Origin of the sequence: Legionella sainthelensi (assembly GCF_900637685.1) — a bacterium.
GTDB classification, from domain to species: domain Bacteria; phylum Pseudomonadota; class Gammaproteobacteria; order Legionellales; family Legionellaceae; genus Legionella; species Legionella sainthelensi.
In genome coordinates, this window is sequence record NZ_LR134388.1 from 3,939,468 (window position 1) to 3,957,074 (window position 17,607).

Here is a 17,607-nt window from a genome sequence, read left to right on the forward strand (position 1 = left end):
GTTCACCCTACTAATTGCTGCTTGCAAGCAAAATTGTTACTATTCTTAGCATCCATTGGAATTATAAAGGTCTATTATTATGACTCATATGAAAACATGCACCATTAAATTGCTTAATGCAACTTATGAAATAAAGTGTCCTGAAGGCGAAGAGGCTAATTTACACCTTGCAGTACAGAAATTAAATAACCAAATCCTCATTAATAAAAAGAAATCAAAACAACTTGATAATCTGCAAACTTTACTACTTGCTGCTCTTGATATAAGCCATGAATTAATATTATGCAAAAATAAGCAGGCTTATCAGCAACATCAAGTAACTCAATTTATTACTTCATTAGAAAATAAAATCAATAAAATGGTTGATGGCGAATTATTAGAAAGTATTACAGAAACAGACTAGTTGTCTTTCTGAACGTATTTTAATTGCTGTAAAGTTCGTGCTAATTTTTACTTAAATATAATCCATTAAAGGGACTAAAAATGAGACGCCAATGGTATATAGGCTTTGGAGTAGCCCTATTAATTACTCTCGCATTTTTTATTATGCTGAGTGATATTAGGTGGTTTGTTGCTTTTCTTATCCCCGTTATAATCATATGGATCTATGATTTAGTACAAACGAAACATACCATTTTACGTAATTTTCCAGTTTTGGGCCATGTGCGCTATTTTTTAGAGTTCTTGCGCCCTGAAATCCAACAATATTTCATTGCAACTGATGAAAGTGAACTTCCATATAATCGTGAGACACGCTCACTTATCTATGAACGTGCCAAAAATACGCGCGACACCATACCCTATGGAACAGAGCGGGATATTTTAAGTGTGGGCTACACATGGGCATTACATTCTTTAGCACCAAAACATCATTCTGAAGTAGAATCCAGAATTGTCGTTGGAGGCCCTGACTGTTTACAACCTTATAATGCATCCCGATTTAATATCTCCGGGATGAGTTTTGGTTCCTTGTCAGGAAAGGCTATTATGGCCATGAATAAAGGAGCGATGATTGGTGGTTTTGCTCAATCCACTGGAGAAGGGGGATTAAGCCCCTATCATTTACAAGGGGGCGATATTGTATTTCAAATAGGAACTGCCTATTTTGGTTGTCGTGATGCACAAGGTAATTTTGATGAAAAAGAATTTGCCACAGAAGCAAACCGTAAAGAAGTAAAAATGATAGAGATTAAACTCTCTCAAGGTGCCAAACCCTCTCATGGTGGGATCTTGCCAGCAGCTAAACTTACTGCAGAAATCGCCAAAGCCAGAAAAGTTTCCATGGGTCAGGATGTAGTATCGCCGATTGCACATACCGCGTTTAGTACCCCCATTGGTTTGCTCCATTTCATAAAAAAATTACGTGATTTGTCTCATGGAAAACCTGTTGGATTCAAGCTATGTCTTGGGCGCAGAGACGAGTTTCTTGCAATCTGTAAAGCTATGTTAAAAACAAACATCCTACCTGACTTTATTACTGTTGACGGCGCCGAAGGAGGCACTGGAGCTGCGCCCGTGGAATACACCAATTTTATTGGTACCCCTTTAGAGGCTGGATTAGTTTTTGTGCATAATGCTTTAGTAGGAATTAATGTACGCGATAAAGTACGTATTATCTGTAGTGGTAAGGTGGCTAATGGTTTTGATTTGCTCACCAATATCGCCTTGGGAGCTGATATGTGTAATGCTGCAAGAGCAATGATGCTGGCTACGGGTTGTTTACAAACCAAGCAATGTAATGCCAACACCTGCCCAACAGGAGTAGCAACGCAAAGCAAACGCTTACAATATGGTTTAGTAGTGGATGATAAAAAATACCGAGTTGCAAATTTCCATAAAAATACCATGAAAAGCTTTTTAGAAATGGTCGGATCGTTAGGCTTAGACAATCCCAGTGATTTGAAACCCAACCATATTATGAGAAGAGTGAGTGTGCAAGAAGTTAAGTCTTTTAATGAGATCTACGAATACCTTACACCAGGACAACTATTAAGTTCTGATATTCCGGAAAGTTACAGGGCTCATTGGGAGGCAGCCGATCCAGAAAAGTTTTAGGCGGTTAATGCGTCTAAGGAAACACTATTTACTTATTGGACTGCATATTAATAAATTGCCAAGGGTCTGAAAAATCCAATTCTTCGAAATATAATTTTTTTCTATTTTGTAAGGGAGTCCAATCAGTATAGTAACCCCCTACCTTCCCAAGATAAGGTAATGCATTTTGTAAAACTTCGCCATAATTTAACTCATCCGGCTCCACCAAGCCTTGGTTAGGATGTTGTATCGCCCAAATTATCCCAGCAAGCAACCCCGCAACAACTTGTAAACTCGTTGCGTTATTATGAGCAACTAGTTCACGAGTTGATTCAATAGACAAAGTAGAACCAAACCAATAAGCCCCCTTAGCATTACCCATAAGTAAGACACCAAGCTCATCCACTCCTTCCACTATTTCGTCTACAATTAAGCGACTATTTTTTTGGGGAATCCACTCGTTACTTTGTAATTCATAAATAGATAAAATGGCATCCGGACAAGGACAATAAGCATAAAGAACTGTGGGTCTATATAAAATTTCATCATCGTGTTTCAAAGTTAGATAACTCGTAATGGAGGTGGTCTCGGGATGGGTAATTAAAAATCCATGATAAGGACCAAAGCTTGGAGTCCAAGAACGAACTTTAAAGCTTCCACTGGGACGTTCTATATAGATACTGGATTTTTCTCCCTGCGAATGAATTTTTCCATCGATAGGAAAATGGCGTTCATGACTACCCCATCCTATTTCCACAGGTTGTTTCATTTCTTCGATAAATCCATTGATAGACCAGGTATTAACAAATTCTCCTAATTTTTTAGGGGAGTGTGTCACCTGTGTATCATGTTCTGCAATGTGTATTGCTTTGATATTAAGTGTAGAGGCAAGTTGAGCCCATTCCAATTGATTTTTTGGGATAGAAATTTGAAGATTATTATCCTTAGCCATATTTAATAAAGCCTGTTTTACAAAGTGAGAAACCAATCCAGGATTAGCACCATGAGTAAGTACAGCCGTTTTCTTAATTGTTCCTTTTAATTTTAAAACAGTTTCTCGTAACCAATAATTAGTCCGTTCTTCAGGAATATTTTTTTCAAAAAGACTTTCACCCCACTCTTCTATAGAGGCATTTATATACAATGCCTGTTTCTCATTGCAAAGTTCAATTATGGACGCACTTGAAATACCTATAGAAACATCAATAACTAAATCATCTGATGCAAGTTGCTTGCCGATAATTTCCGCATAATTTTGTTGCGTAATCTTTTGAATAAAAATATTAACTGCAAATTTGTTGGCAAGAGAAATTGCAGAATCCTCATCAGTGATAATTAAAATTTGTGATGGAGAACTATTTAATCGATGAATCAATAACGGTAATATTGCTTGCCCGATACAGCCAAATCCCAGCAGAATAATTTTTTTATTAAAAGTCTCTTTTTTCATACCAATCCCCTTTGGCGGATTTAATTTATAGTATAGTTATCAATAACTCATAAAGAGATAGCTAATTATCTAAAATATTCGTATTAATTATTAAACGTAATCAAAATTTCAATAAAAAACACAAAGATTGGGGTGTATTAAATGCTTTCTTTTAAGAACCAATTATTTTAATGTAAATCTCCAGATTTTGAGGAGCGACAACAGTTATTTCATAGATACCGATACGTTTTAAGCATCTAATAAGGAAATTTAAATGAGTCATGATGTCGAGTTAAGAGATTATTTATCACAATCAGAATTTAATTTAGCAGGAGTCACGGCCCTTATCCGGGCCGGAGCAAATCCTAATACTCCCAATATAAATGGCGATACCTTGCTGCATCTGATCATTTATTGCAAAGCTTATGCCCTGATTCCCGCAGTATTAGGATTAGGCTTGGACATTCAAAAACCTAATAAAATGGGTTTATCCCCCTTGCAATGTTTATTGAATAATCACCCCATAGATTTTGAGGCTGCCGCTGTATTAATACAAGCTGGTGCACAAGTTGATACGGAAGATAATTATGGCAATAATTTGCTGCAACATGCGGTTATTTCAAATTGTCTAAGCCATATCTCTTTAGCAGTTAAACTGGGCGTAAATGCTAAAAAAGTAAACCACTCGGGGCAATCTCCTCTATATAATCTTCTACACCAACAATCTATAGACAGCGACGCAGCAGCATTATTAGTTTTTGCTAGTGCAGGCATCCTGGTTAGAGGAAGCCGATTGCATCTCCCCCCTATTAAACAGGAGCATACGATAGATTGTTCCCAATGGCGTGTGAAATCAAAGGAGTGCCTTGAACCAGAAGCGTTGGCCGCTTTAGGTAAATATGGAAACAATAAAGAGCGTGTTTTAAACTATATTCAATCCTTGCCGCTCTTTATGAAGAGAGAATTGGTTAATCAAGCACTATCAAAACAAACACCTTTAGGTAAATTTTTTGCGGTAAAAAGAGGGTTATTCCAACCAGAACCAGGCTCGGGGATGTGGGCTCAGTTGCTCGCAATGCAAAAGGAACTGAATCGACGAATCCCTATTTCATCCGTTCGGTTGCTTCCCAATGAAAGCTTCCCGCCCCCCTTTGTTCCTGGTTTCGAACCCAGCGCTCCTCCGGCTCCGTTATACAACGCACCGATAGGAGAAAGCAATCCTTATGCAACTTCGGTTTCTTGGCCGACAGCACCAAGCGTATACCCTGGTTTTTTTGCCCAACCACATACTGGACAATCGCTAGAGAACACCTATCCAGTGAGTTACCCACAACCAGAGTTCAAGAAATAAGGGGAGGTAGATGGACTCCACTCCTAATACCGTGGCTTTGTTCCACGGTATCAGATACCATCAATACAGGCATTTCTATCCGCAATCCAGCTCACACATGGTTTAGTTAGAACCATGATGAGAGCTCGCTTTATCGACAAAAGTAGCAAAAACAGCTACCCGGATAAATCATCACTCATCAGGATCTTCGTATTTTAAGCGTTTACCAATAGTAGGAATAAATTTAGCCAATTTGATCAGTCGCGTTTGCGCTACTTTTTTATAGGCAGTATTAAAAACCGCCTCAATATCTACATAATCGAGCCATAGGGTTTGTAAGGTAGACAGTATGCGATATCCCATTTCTACATTTTCGGCCAACATTTTATCGATCATGCGCGTAAGCTTTTCATTTTTCGCTGCTTCTTCTGCATTAAATCCTAAATAATCAAGTAAAAGATTATTGGCAATATTTTTAAAATCGGAGTATTGAGATAACTTTTCCCCATATAACTCGAAATCCTCAATATCATCGCCAAAAATTCTACGGGCTTCTTTGAGTACTATTTTTTTACTCGCTAAATAGTGGGCAATTTTTTCCCCACGTTTAATCTTTTCTTTAGTTAATAGGGTTTCAGCAATTTTGTCTGCCTTTTCCTGGTAATTATTTTCTGCTATGTCACTATCTTTCAATGGACTCTTCATGCGTTCGTTCATCTTTTCGAACATTAATTGAAAGGATTCATTGAGTAATTTCGGAACAGGTAAAGTGCCATCAAAAATTCGACCATCTGCACTAAGAGATACAGGCAACACATCTTTGGGTTCAAATGAACGCGTTGCATTGTTCCAAACGGGTTTTCGATCAACAGCCAGGAGTGTCAGCTGTAAGTTCGTTTGCTTCAACAAAGGAGCTACAACTTGCTCATACCCGCATTCTTGAGCATTAGCTATATATGCCCCATAACTGACAGGAATAGGACAAGGATAAACATCATGAGCATATTCATAAAGCAAATCATCTAAACGTCGTTTAAGTTCCGGGTGTTCTTTCTCTACTTGCTCTCGCTTTTTATAGCAATACACCATCATCTCTATAGTGCGTTTTATTCGGGGGAGCATTTCAATCGGGCTTAACTCATGACAATCTCTAAAAAAGATAGTAGCTAAATGATCGCCACAGCCTGGTAATTTCTGATAAAGCGCAACATAGGCACCCCGAGTACGATACATTTTTTTATAACTTAGAAAATTTCGAAATGAATCTTCAGTAGCTCCCATATGGCTTACAGCCTGCATCATTAAGGGTGTTAAAAGTTCAGGTGGGTATTTATTATCAAAATAACCAAAATTGCTAATATCAATACTGAACTGAGCTACGGTGGTAGGATCACCAGGATTATCTAACTGATACATGAAAATTTTCTTCAGTGGCGTCATTTCCACTTCAAAGATTTCAAGCTCTGCTTCACGAGTTATTTCTTCTTTATGAGGTTCTAATTCCGCTATAGCTTCCGGTGCGAGCTGGAAAACCAGTTCCCATTTCTCACTCGGGACCATATCTATTTTTTTAAGTTGGCGAATGTGTTTTTCCTGCAAAGCCATCAGGAACTCACCCGTACCTCTTGGACCGATTAGCACACTGAGCGCCACATCATATTTAGGCTGTAATGAAAAAGCAGAAATAAGGAGCTCTTCTAATGCGCGCAGTTTCTCCGCTAAAATCTCTTTATCCGGTAAACCTATTTCTCGGTATAAATCCGCTTCACAAACGTGTCGATGTTCATCTTCAATAATCAGTTCAAAAAGTTCGGTAGCGACACCGTATTTGTGAAAAATGGTAAACACTTCTTCAACCAAGCCTTCACAGACTAAGTTCATAACAACCATGCCTACTTTGAGACAATCTTGGGCACGAATAAACTCACAAATCCGCTCAATTTCTTGATTATAAGCAGGAGGCGTTGCATAAGGAGCACAGAGGGTGAATATGATTTTAGTAAAAACAATCGCGTGATAAATTTCATCCACTAATTGTGCCCGCATTCGCTTTTTCAGCTCGGGGTTATGCATTTTATCTTCAAAACGCATAGGGAGCTGAATACCCAAAACTTCCAATTGCGCCATCAAAGAAAAAATATAAAGATACAGAAGCTTGTCATATTTTATTTCAAAAGGAAGACCATTTTTAAAAAGGTTCTCTACTCGATTTTTGATGTCTTTTCGTTCGTCATCAGTGATTTTGTTCCATCCTTCAAGGATCCATTTCTCGGACCCCCAAAAAGGCTTTAGAAGTGTATCAAGATCTTCCATAATTAGGTCCCAGTGACGAATAAATTTGATAGCTCATGCTGAGTACTTAGTATGCCAGAATGTTAAACGTCTGCTTGATATAAAAAATAAAATGATTTACCAAGCTGTTTTATTTAGAACCGGATCCCGTATAAACGCGGTGCATATTACGAGATATCGTTCGTTTAGCGACATAAAAGCATATGGCTTTTATATCGAGCCTTGTTAATTATACTTCATCAATGCCAATATACCAATTTATAATGACTTTAAAACCGAGGGAATAACATCGGAGGTTTTACTATTTACCAAATCACTAAAAAACTGCTCATAAAGGTATAACTTTATTGTAGTATAAGACCTCAATGTTTCAACACCCCGCATTTAATCTTAAATTTAATGCTTGCGCTGAGCAGCATATCGGGCTAATTCCTCAAGGGCTTTTTTATAACTTGAATCAGGTAAAATACTTAATGCATCAATTGCAAAATCTGCTTCTTTATCAGCAATATCGCGCGTGTATTCAATCGCTTTTGTTTCAGTGATCGCATCTAATATTGCGGGTAAATGTAGAAGCGTTCCTTTTTCCAGACTTTCTTTTATTTTTATTTGTTGTTCGGGCGTACCGTATTTTAATGCTTGCAGTAACGGTAAAGTAATTTTGCCAGTTGCTAAATCATCACCAATGTTTTTTCCAATTGTTTGGGCATCCGAGCAATAATCCAAAGCATCATCAATTAATTGAAAGGCGTTGCCTAGATGCAAGCCGTAAGAATACATTGCTTTCTGAATTTGATGTTCTGATTTACTGATTAGAGCACCTATAGCAGAAGAGGCAGCAAAAAGAAGCGCTGTTTTAGCCCGAATCATGTCAAAGTATTCTTCAACAGAAAGATCAGCGTTATGGCGATTAGAAAATTGCTGGATTTCACCACAACCCATTTGAGGTGCAATGCCAATGAGAAGTTGAATAATATCGATATCACCCACTTCAACCATAAGCTCTAAATATTTTGTAAACAAATAATCGCCAACTAAAATACTGGCCTTGTTGCCCCATATTTTATTAGCAGTCTCCCGGCCACGACGCAGAGTCGAATCATCAATCACATCATCATGGAGAAGAGTAGCTGTATGGAAAAACTCAATCATGGCAGCAAGCATGATGTGCTCTTTACCTTCGTACCCACAAGCACGACTTGCTAAAAGAACTAACAGGCATCGCAAGCGTTTACCACCACTTTGGATGACGTGATTTGCAATATCATCGATCAACTGGATGGGAGATTTGATTGTTTCAATGATTAAATGATTAACTGCTTCAAAATCTTCACTCACTAAATTGCGTAAATGATCAATTCCCATCACATATCCATAAATAAAATATCTCTTGCATGCTAAGCTGGGAATATATTCAATGTCAATATTTCTCTGCTGCTATCATGCAAGGCTTAAAGAGTAAAATAACTTATAGCTTTATTATAGAACAAAAAAAAAGCTTACTTCCATTTAATATTACATCCAATACTCGGCTTTTGCTCTGCACTGACAGGTTTTCCTGCAAGTATGCTTTCTAACGCCTTTTGTAAATGCTCACCCGTTACCGGTTTATTATTGCCAGGGGTGGATTCATCCAGGCAGCCTCTATAAACACACAGTAAGTCTTTATCAAAAACATAAAAATCTGGAGTACATGCAGCTTGATAAGCTTTAGCTACTTCTTGTGTTTCATCATACAAATAAGGAAACGGATAGTGAAATTGTTCAGCCTCAAGACACATTTTTTCTGGGCTATCGGCGGGATATTTTTCTACATCATTAGAACTGATCGCAATAAATCGGATGCCTTTTTCCTGATAATATTCAGCTAACTCCACGAGTTTCCTTTGAATATGCTTGACAAAAGGACAATGATTGCACAGAAACATAATAACGGTTGCCACAGATGGTGTACTTTGCACCAGAGAAACCATTTGGTTGTTTCGCGTATCAACTAAATTAAAATCAGCAGCTTTACTTCCCAATGGAAGCATATTTGATAGGGTTGCTGCCATAACGCCCTCCTCTTTTATGTCAAAAGTAGAACTACTCTACTTATAATTTTGGATTTTATTGACAACGTGATATTCATACCTGAATAAAAATGTATCGACTTTTTTTTCTTATTCTTGACTTTAATCAAGCTGGTCATGTTATAATCTACTTAACCCGATAGCAAGTGATTTTAGAACCAATGCTAACAGCATGGGAAGCATCCTGAATTCGGCGTTGTGCAAGCCCACTTTAAGTGGGAAGCCTGAACCGTTTCATTCGCTACCCACTTGAACCAAAAGGGTTCATAATCCATGTCTGTCGGGGCTATCACTCCACCAGTTGTTTCTTTAATAAAAGATATTCATCGCGAACTTTCGCTGCTGCCTCAAATTCCATGTTTTTAGCATGTAAATACATTTGTTTTTCCAAGGTATTAATATGCTTGATTAGCTCCTGAGTGGACCAATGCTTGTATTCCGGGACTGATTCTGCAACGGCAGCCTTACGCTTTCCATGATAGGCACCTTCCATAATGTCTGCTATGGATTTATTAATCCCTTTAGGTGTGATTCCATGTGCCGCATTAAATGCCTGTTGCTTCTCGCGCCTGCGGTTCGTTTCTTCCAAGGCTCTTTGCATGGACCCGGTTATTTTATCGGCATAAAGAATTGCTCGTCCTTTCATATTACGTGCCGCACGCCCTATAGTTTGGATCAAGGAACGATCTGATCGTAAAAATCCTTCTTTATCCGCATCAAGAATAGCAACCAGCGCCACTTCGGGCATATCCAAACCTTCGCGTAATAAATTAATCCCCACCAAAACATCAAAAACACCCAAGCGCAAATCGCGAATAATTTCCACCCGCTCTACCGTATCAATGTCTGAATGCAAGTAGCGCACTTTGATTCCATGTTCATTCAGATAATCGGTTAAATCCTCTGCCATTCGTTTCGTTAAAGTAGTAACTAAAATTCGGCCATTATGTTGGGTCACCTGGTGAATTTCTGACATTAAATCATCGACTTGAGTACGAACTGGGCGAATTTCAACTTCTGGATCTATCAGCCCTGTTGGACGCACAACTTGTTCTGCTACATTATCGGAATGTTCTTGTTCGTAAGAGCCAGGCGTTGCCGAAATGTAAATCGTTTGTGGCGAACGCGCTTCAAACTCTTCAAACCGTAAAGGTCGATTATCCAGAGCTGAAGGGAGTCTAAAACCGTATTGTACTAAAGTCTCTTTACGCGAGCGATCTCCCCGATACATACCGCCAATTTGGGGGACAGTAACATGAGACTCATCAATAACCAGCAATGCCTCCTCCGGCAAATAATCAAATAATGTAGGAGGAGGCTCTCCAGCGTCTCGTCCTGATAAATAACGTGAATAATTTTCGATACCAGAACAATATCCCAATTCCAACATCATTTCGATGTCAAAATAGGTACGCTGCTCCAGGCGCTGAGCCTCAACTAATTTATTTTGTGCTTTAAACTCAGCTAAGCGTTCTTGTAACTCCTCTTTTACCCAGTCTACAGTTTGCAAGATACGTTCACGAGGCGTTACATAATGGGTTTTAGGAAATACAGTAACTCGTGGTAATCGTCGCAAGATTTCGCCAGTAAGTGGATCAAACTGGGCAATATTTTCGACCTCGTCATCAAATAACTCAACGCGGATTGCTTCTTTTTCAGAGTCAGCAGGAAAGATATCAATCACATCCCCATGCACGCGAAATTGACCACGCTCCAGAGCAAAATTAGTACGAGTGTATTGCATTTCGGCAAGTCGTCTTAAAATTTTACGCTGATCCGATTGTTCTCCTCGAGAAAGATGTAATACCATACGCAAATAAGAATCAGGATCACCTAAGCCATAAATTGCCGAAACCGTGGCAACAATAATTGCATCTTTACGTTCAATTAAGGCTTTGGTTGCGGACAATCGCATTTGCTCTATATGGTCGTTGATGGATGAATCCTTTTCGATAAAAGTATCAGAAGAAGGCACATAAGCCTCGGGCTGATAATAGTCGTAATAGGATACAAAATACTCTACGGCATTATCCGGAAAAAAGGCTTTAAACTCCCCATAAAGCTGAGCGGCAAGCGTCTTGTTAGGAGCCATAATTAAGGCAGGCCTTCGCATAGCTTGAATTACATGTGCTATAGTAAAGGTCTTACCTGAACCAGTAACCCCTAAAAGGGTTTGTTTGGCCAAACCAGATTTTAAGCCATCGATTAACGAGGCAATAGCGGTTGGCTGATCACCGGCAGGTTGAAAATCGGCATAAATTTTAAATAAATCTTTCATATCTTTATAGTATATCTCACAGGAGCAATAAATGAATATCGCATTGGCAACACGCGTGCAAAAAGTTAAACCATCCCCGACTTTGGCTGTAGCAGCAAAAGCAACTCAAATGCGTGCACAAGGGCATGATGTGATTAACTTAGGCACTGGAGAGCCTGATTTTGACACGCCAAATTACATCAAAGAAGCAGCAATCTTGGCCATTCAACAAGGTTATACTAAGTATACCGCGGTAGACGGAATACCTGAATTAAAAGAGGCGATTAAAAATAAATTTAAGCAAGATAATGGGCTTGATTATCAACTCAATCAGATTTTAGTGTCTGTGGGTGGAAAGCAAAGTTGTTATAATCTATGCCAGGCATTACTTAATCCAGGTGACGAAGTAATCATTCCTGCTCCTTACTGGGTTTCTTATCCAGACATGGTCTTGCTTGCTGATGCAACTCCGGTGTTTATTTCGACCACTCCAGCCCAACGGTATAAATTTAATGCTCAGCAATTAGAAAACGCCATTACCCCTAAAACACGACTCATCTTTTTAAATAGCCCATCCAATCCATCAGGAGTATCCTACACATTGGAGGAGTTAAAGGCATTGGCTGAAGTATTGAAAAAGCACCCCCAGATTATTATTGCCACAGATGATATGTACGAACATATTCTATGGAGCCAACCTTTTGCGAATATACTTAATGCATGCCCCGAATTATACGACAGAACCATCGTATTAAACGGGGTATCCAAAGCTTATGCGATGACCGGATGGCGCATAGGCTATGCTGCAGGTCCAGCCTCCCTAATCAATGCGATGAAAACCATTCAATCTCAATCGACTTCAAACCCTTGTTCTATTGCGCAAAGAGCAGCGGTAGCTGCATTAAATGGCGGTCATGAAAGTGTTTTAGAAATGGTAAAAGCCTTTCACCAAAGACATGACTTTGTTGCTTCACGATTACAGGACATCCCTGGCATCGAGGTTATCCCTGCTGATGGAACTTTTTATATTTTCCCCAGTGTACAAGCCATTATTGAAAAACGCGGTTATGCCAATGATCTCGAATTTTCAGAAAAACTGTTAACTGAAGCAGGGGTAGCTTTAGTCCCAGGCTCCGCTTTCGGCAACGAAGGTTGCATTCGACTTTCATTTGCAACCAGTATGGAAACACTCCAAGATGCGTTAAACCGCCTTCAAAATTTTTGTAAATAAAATCTAAATTCTCTCCTCGCTATGGGTAAGTGAGGAGAGTTATCGTTTTTTAATAATGGATCAAAAATTCTCAATTCAACGCAAATTTAAAAAATTATTATTAAATCTACTTGACCTCCAACCAGAATCGTTTTAAGATTCGGCCTCATTCCCCGGTAGCTCAGTCGGTAGAGCGGATGACTGTTAATCATTAGGTCACAAGTTCGAGTCTTGTCCGGGGAGCCAATTCCAGTCTCGGTTTTGGCGAAAATCAATTAAACCTTAAATTTTTCGTGTCGAATATGTGTCGAAGTTTGAGGTAGAGTTCGCAAGATATTTTTAAATTTATATATAACTCATAATCCGTTGGTCCTAGGTTCAAGTCCTAGTGGGCCCACCAATAGAATCAGTTACGAGTAGTTTTGGAAAGTTTGAAAAAATCATGTAGACGGATTAAAAGTCAAAGTAAAATTGAAGTACCCTAATTTTTAACTACTGGCTTCACAAGGAAAGTCCATGCCATGGAGTTCAGAACATACTAAATGGCTGGTCGACACTGGCGAGCGATTGCAAACTTCCGATGGTAAAGAAATCTCAATTTGGGAGTTTCAGTATCAGGACAATGCCCCAATATTTTCAGCTTGGGCCAAACATTTTCGAAACCATTATTGTTTTGATCATGAAATTGATAAATGGCGCAAAGGAACCAAACACTCCCGTTCAGAATACCTTACAAATATAAAATTTCCTGATGAAAAAACTGCACCAGGTCCAAGCACTCGTGCTGGTGATTTTGGGGAAATCTTGGTAGCTGATTTTCTTGAATACCTACTTGGTTATTGGGTTCCCCGCACCCGCTACAGAGATAAGACTATCCGAAACGAATCTACAAAAGGTAGTGATGTCATGGGTTTTTATTTCATAAATGAAGGCAAAACATCCGTGGAGGATAAACTTGCAATTTTTGAGGTCAAAACGCAATTTTCAGGTAGGAAATCCAAAGCACGACTTCAAGACGCAGTTAACGATTCTGCAAAAGATATTACCAGAAAGGCTGAGTCCTTAAATGCTATTAAGCAAAGATTATATGCTTCCAATAAATGTGATGATGCTGAAAAAATTGACCGCTTCCAAAACGAAGTTGATAATCCATATAAGGAACTATATGGCGCAGTAGCACTTTTTGAAAACAAACTGTTTGACAATGAACTCATGTCATCGATCATCACAGCAACTCACCCCTGTTCAAATGACCTTAAACTGATTGTTATAAAGGGGGTTGATATGATGTCGCTCGTTCATAATTTATATAGGAAAGCTGCGGATGAGGCCTGAACAGAAGTCTAAGCAGCTACTTAGCATCACCCGTTCAAAATCTAAGATGTTGGAATATAGTATTCCTGAAGAACACCACATCAGAATCCCACAAGATCCTTTTAAATTATTCACTCTCTCAATTGGCTTATTGGGCGACCTTGCTTCCTCTATTAACAGAGAAAAATCTGATTCTCCAATTCTCTCAGAGTTACGAGAAAATCTACTTTTCTCTACCCATTTTTTTGATTCCTATCTGCAATCGAAGCTGAATGAAACACTCGACCCATATTTCGCCCTCCTTGGATCTGCATCTTATTACCTTTGTAATCTTCCTGGAAGCGCATTATTGTTAGCAAATCGTCTTAATGAACAGACTCTGGATTTAGATGCTGAAGGTTTAGAGAATCTATTACTATGGTTATTACAAGCAAACCTAAAGCCTTATTTAAGTAATCCTAATAGCCCATTCAGAAAATACATTGATAATATTGCCAGTGAGTTTGTTCAGTTTTTTAAAAATGGTACTGGTGAGGAAAACCTTATTAACTTGAGTGTAACTCTAAAAAAGGCAGCCTACGAATTTGGCACTCCCAGACAACTTTTATTCGGTGACATTATTGGGGCAGTTATTCGGGTTAAGCTTGAAAATTCTACTTGGAAGTCCTTGCCTCTATATTCTGCATTGTCTCTCGACAAATGGCTCCCCACTTTAGAGAAAGAGTCATTTATTAAAGAGCTATGGCCAGCCCAGCATCTATTAGGTAAGGCCAATGTCCTTAAAGGTGAGTCTGCTATCGTTCAAATGCCCACTAGCGCAGGAAAAACAAAAGCAATTGAATTAATCTTGCGAAGTTCTTTTTTATCAAATCGTATAACCCTAGCAATAATCATTGCCCCGTTTAGAGCGTTATGCCATGAAATAAAAAATAGTCTAACGGATGCCTTCCATAATGAAAATATCAACGTGGACGAACTTTCTGATACACCCCAGACAGACTTTGAAATAGCTGAACTTCTAGGACACCAGCAAATTCTGATTATAACACCAGAGAAATTTCTGTATGTCCTTCGCCATTCGCCTGAACTAGCATCTATGGTGGGTCTGTTGGTTTTTGATGAAGGACATCAATTTGATAGCGGTACTCGAGGGATCACGTATGAATTACTTCTAACATCATTGCGATCCATGATTTCTGAAGAAGCGCAGAAAGTTTTGATATCGGCTGTTATAAGCAATGCGGAAACGATTGGCAAATGGCTAAATAATAAGCCTACTGTTGTAGAAGGAAGTACACTAAATCCAACGTTTAAATCGCTCGGATTTGCTAGTTGGCTTGATCCCTTAGGAAAAATTGAATATGTTGACATCCGAAATACGGAACAAAGTGAATTTTATGTTCCCAGAGTTATTGAGAGATTAAATCTTGGGAAGAAAGTTAAAGAAAAGACAGATCGCTACTTTCCAGAAAAAACTGGACAAGATATTGCACTTTATCTCGGTCTAAAACTCGCTCATAACGGGAGTGTCGCTATATTCTGCGGAAAAAAAACAACAGCAGCTAGTATTTGCAAAAGGGCTGTAGAATGTATTAAACGAAGTATTCCTCTTCCAATACCATTAGAATTTTCAAATCAGGAAGAGGTTGATAAGCTTTATAACCTTCACATTAAAAATCTTGGGAGTCTAGCGCCTGCATCTATAAGTGCCAAACATGGCATTTTTACCCATCATAACAATACACCACATGGTATTCGCCTAGCTGTAGAACATGCCATGCGTGAAAACTTAGTCAAATTTGTTATTTGCACATCCACATTAGCACAAGGCGTAAATCTTCCAATCCGTTATCTGATTATTACCAGCGTTTATCAAGGGACAGAACAAATTAAAGTCCGAGATTTTCATAATTTGATCGGGCGTGCTGGGCGCGCTGGTATGTATACTGAAGGGAGTATTCTATTTGCAGATCCAATAGTTTATGACAAAAAACTAAGCCGATATGATAGCTGGCGATGGAAAGTGGTTAAGGACCTCATTGATCCTACAAAATCAGAAGAGTGCGTAAGCAGTCTATCTAAATTAATTCCTTTGATCATCCAGAATGACAGGAATAAATCAAATGATAAAAAGGATCATTCATTAACGTGGGACATCTTATCTTTTGCCAAAGCCTACATTAAAGGATGGGACTCCTTAAATGAAATTATCATAGAAATAGAAAAATCGCATAACACGCAGGGATTTACAGAAGATGCACTGAGACCTCAATTCGAATCTTTCAGCATTATGCTCTCGTCTATTGAAGGATTTCTACTTTCTAACTGGGGTGTAACTGATAATGAATTATCAGAGGTTGAACTTCTGGATCTCACCAAACAAACATTGGCTTATTTCTTAGCTGAGGATAAACAACGAGAGCAACTCCAAGAATTATTTAAAATTTTGGCTAAAAATATATCTACAAATATAACAGATATAAATCGTAGAAAAGTATTCGGTAAAACCCTTTATGGTGTTAATGAAGCTCAAGCAATAGAAAGATGGGTACAACTACATACCGAAGAACTCATTACAGTTAAGGAAGAAGAATTTATTGAACTAATATGGCCATTGTTCAATCAACATATTCATAGTAAAACTTTTAGAAATTTTAATAGACAAGATGTATTGATGGCAATTGCTAAACAGTGGTTTTTAGGAGTTCCCTTTCACGAATTGTTTAAAATTTCTAAAGAACAAGATTGCAAGCTTGGCAAAGGGAAAAAACCTAGAAAAATTAAAATTGAAAATATTATCGATATTTGTGAAGGTGGGCTATCCTATGATGGAGCTTTAGTTATAAATGCAGTCTGTGAATTTTATGCGAATTTAGATTGTAAAGCTGGTAATGATGTTTCAAAGCGTCTCCAATTTTTTCAAAAGCGTATTAAATATGGCCTGCCTACAGAAGCATCTATCTCTTTTTATGAACTTGGTTTTGCAGATCGCGTTATTTGCCAAGACCTTGCTATGTCTATTAATCTTTCTGGTACTCGGAAGAAAGAATGTATTAAGACTCTAAAACAAAACAGCGAATCTGCTCTTATATTAATTAAGAAATACCCTCATTACTTTCAAGAGCGAATGAATGAACTACTGCGGTGATAAACAGTCAAAGCTATGTGTTCTGCTCTCCCAACATTTTTTCTAATAAAGAGGAGGATGTAAAACAGAAACAATATATTTTTCTGTTCATTGTTTAATCCTTTATATGCCTTAATCAGATCTGCTAAATCATCCGAATCAGCATAAAAATAAGCTACAGGCAATTTAAGTACTGCAGCAATACGACTTAGCATCGATTAATCAGGAGTATGTCTACCTACTTCGTAATGGTTCATACGCGCCCTCCGAGAAAACTCATCCATACCAGCAGCTATGCCAGGTTTTTTTGTGACATACCCCTAGCCAGCAAGTAGCCTTTTTTCTTGCAAACGGGAAAACCAACCTATCATTGCCAAAAAAATAATAATTTATTTGCAGACATGTAAAAAATACACGGGACAATCGGGACAACTGGGACACGCGCATAAATAAAGGGATAAATGTGTCCCCACCTTATAAATTGAAGATGGGGAATAAGGGACAAATAATTGTTTCGGTATATTAACAAAAACACTGTTCTT

General features: G+C 38.4%; 11 protein-coding genes, 1 tRNA gene and 1 other RNA gene. 8 read left to right on the plus strand and 5 right to left on the minus strand.

Annotated elements, in window-relative coordinates; all coding sequences use genetic code 11:
- The first annotated feature begins 79 nt into the window (after window positions 1-79).
- Together EL220_RS17135 and EL220_RS17140 are read left to right on the plus strand one after the other, a co-directional pair.
- Entirely contained in the window at window positions 80-403 is a 324-nt protein-coding gene (locus EL220_RS17135) for a cell division protein ZapA (protein WP_027270492.1), read from the plus strand.
- Between the two features lie 80 nt (window positions 404-483).
- On the plus strand, window positions 484-2,055 hold the full coding sequence (locus EL220_RS17140) for an FMN-binding glutamate synthase family protein (protein ID WP_027270491.1): 1,572 nt from the start codon (window positions 484-486) through the stop codon (window positions 2,053-2,055).
- Between the two features lie 28 nt (window positions 2,056-2,083).
- Here the strand turns inward: EL220_RS17140 and EL220_RS17145 are convergent, their stop codons facing one another.
- Window positions 2,084-3,484 carry a saccharopine dehydrogenase C-terminal domain-containing protein gene (locus EL220_RS17145; protein WP_027270490.1) on the minus strand — a complete coding sequence of 467 codons (1,401 nt, stop codon included), beginning with the start codon at window positions 3,482-3,484 and terminating at the stop codon, window positions 2,084-2,086.
- A gap of 253 nt (window positions 3,485-3,737) precedes the next feature.
- Here EL220_RS17145 and EL220_RS17150 point away from each other — a divergent pair, with 253 nt between their 5' ends.
- Window positions 3,738-4,814, plus strand: a complete 1,077-nt coding sequence (locus tag EL220_RS17150; RefSeq protein WP_027270489.1) for an ankyrin repeat domain-containing protein — start codon at window positions 3,738-3,740, stop codon at window positions 4,812-4,814.
- 171 nt (window positions 4,815-4,985) lie between these two features.
- On the opposite strand, the gene EL220_RS17155 is transcribed toward EL220_RS17150, so the two are convergent.
- From EL220_RS17155 to EL220_RS17165, 3 genes are all read right to left on the minus strand, one after another.
- Window positions 4,986-7,106 (minus strand): hypothetical protein, encoded by a 2,121-nt coding sequence (locus EL220_RS17155; protein ID WP_027270488.1) that lies wholly within the window; start codon window positions 7,104-7,106, stop codon window positions 4,986-4,988.
- A 375-nt stretch (window positions 7,107-7,481) separates the two neighbouring features.
- Window positions 7,482-8,450: a polyprenyl synthetase family protein gene (locus EL220_RS17160; protein WP_027270487.1), complete on the minus strand. Its 969-nt coding sequence runs from the start codon at window positions 8,448-8,450 to the stop codon at window positions 7,482-7,484.
- Between the two features lie 134 nt (window positions 8,451-8,584).
- Complete coding sequence (locus EL220_RS17165; protein WP_027270486.1) at window positions 8,585-9,139, minus strand: thioredoxin family protein; 555 nt, start codon at window positions 9,137-9,139, stop codon at window positions 8,585-8,587.
- Between the two features lie 139 nt (window positions 9,140-9,278).
- On the opposite strand from EL220_RS17165, the gene ssrS reads away from it, so the two are divergent.
- Window positions 9,279-9,449, plus strand: a non-coding RNA gene (gene ssrS / locus EL220_RS17170) — 6S RNA.
- On the opposite strand, the gene uvrB is transcribed toward ssrS, so the two are convergent.
- Window positions 9,447-11,435 (minus strand): excinuclease ABC subunit UvrB, encoded by a 1,989-nt coding sequence (gene uvrB, locus EL220_RS17175; RefSeq protein WP_027270485.1) that lies wholly within the window; start codon window positions 11,433-11,435, stop codon window positions 9,447-9,449. The two genes, ssrS and uvrB, sit on opposite strands and share 3 nt — an antisense overlap.
- Before the next feature lie 31 nt (window positions 11,436-11,466).
- Here uvrB and EL220_RS17180 point away from each other — a divergent pair, with 31 nt between their 5' ends.
- The 4 genes from EL220_RS17180 (at window position 11,467) to EL220_RS17195 (ending at window position 17,086) form a co-directional block, all read left to right on the plus strand.
- Window positions 11,467-12,645 carry a pyridoxal phosphate-dependent aminotransferase gene (locus EL220_RS17180; protein ID WP_027270484.1) on the plus strand — a complete coding sequence of 393 codons (1,179 nt, stop codon included), beginning with the start codon at window positions 11,467-11,469 and terminating at the stop codon, window positions 12,643-12,645.
- Window positions 12,646-12,794: 149 nt separating this feature from the next.
- Window positions 12,795-12,870, plus strand: a tRNA-Asn gene (locus EL220_RS17185).
- A gap of 270 nt (window positions 12,871-13,140) precedes the next feature.
- On the plus strand, window positions 13,141-13,959 hold the full coding sequence (locus tag EL220_RS17190; RefSeq protein ID WP_027270483.1) for a Hachiman antiphage defense system protein HamA: 819 nt from the start codon (window positions 13,141-13,143) through the stop codon (window positions 13,957-13,959).
- The gene (locus EL220_RS17195; protein WP_027270482.1) at window positions 13,949-17,086 is read left to right on the plus strand and encodes a DEAD/DEAH box helicase; all 3,138 of its coding nucleotides are present in this window, start codon (window positions 13,949-13,951) and stop codon (window positions 17,084-17,086) included. Before EL220_RS17190 ends, EL220_RS17195 begins: the two co-directional genes overlap by 11 nt.
- Window positions 17,087-17,607 lie beyond the last annotated feature (521 nt).

Excerpts from the sequence above, each read along its gene's own strand:
- uvrB (WP_027270485.1), bottom strand. The coding sequence starts at position 11,435 with ATGAAAGATTTATTTAAAATTTATGCCGATTTTCAACCTGCCGGTGAT.
- EL220_RS17140 (WP_027270491.1), top strand. The coding sequence starts at position 484 with ATGAGACGCCAATGGTATATAGGCTTTGGAGTAGCCCTATTAATTACT.
- EL220_RS17155 (WP_027270488.1), bottom strand. The coding sequence starts at position 7,106 with ATGGAAGATCTTGATACACTTCTAAAGCCTTTTTGGGGGTCCGAGAAA.
- EL220_RS17160 (WP_027270487.1), bottom strand. The coding sequence starts at position 8,450 with ATGGGAATTGATCATTTACGCAATTTAGTGAGTGAAGATTTTGAAGCA.
- EL220_RS17150 (WP_027270489.1), top strand. The coding sequence starts at position 3,738 with ATGAGTCATGATGTCGAGTTAAGAGATTATTTATCACAATCAGAATTT.
- EL220_RS17135 (WP_027270492.1), top strand. The coding sequence starts at position 80 with ATGACTCATATGAAAACATGCACCATTAAATTGCTTAATGCAACTTAT.
- EL220_RS17190 (WP_027270483.1), top strand. The coding sequence starts at position 13,141 with ATGCCATGGAGTTCAGAACATACTAAATGGCTGGTCGACACTGGCGAG.
- EL220_RS17195 (WP_027270482.1), top strand. The coding sequence starts at position 13,949 with ATGAGGCCTGAACAGAAGTCTAAGCAGCTACTTAGCATCACCCGTTCA.
- EL220_RS17145 (WP_027270490.1), bottom strand. The coding sequence starts at position 3,484 with ATGAAAAAAGAGACTTTTAATAAAAAAATTATTCTGCTGGGATTTGGC.
- EL220_RS17180 (WP_027270484.1), top strand. The coding sequence starts at position 11,467 with ATGAATATCGCATTGGCAACACGCGTGCAAAAAGTTAAACCATCCCCG.
- EL220_RS17165 (WP_027270486.1), bottom strand. The coding sequence starts at position 9,139 with ATGGCAGCAACCCTATCAAATATGCTTCCATTGGGAAGTAAAGCTGCT.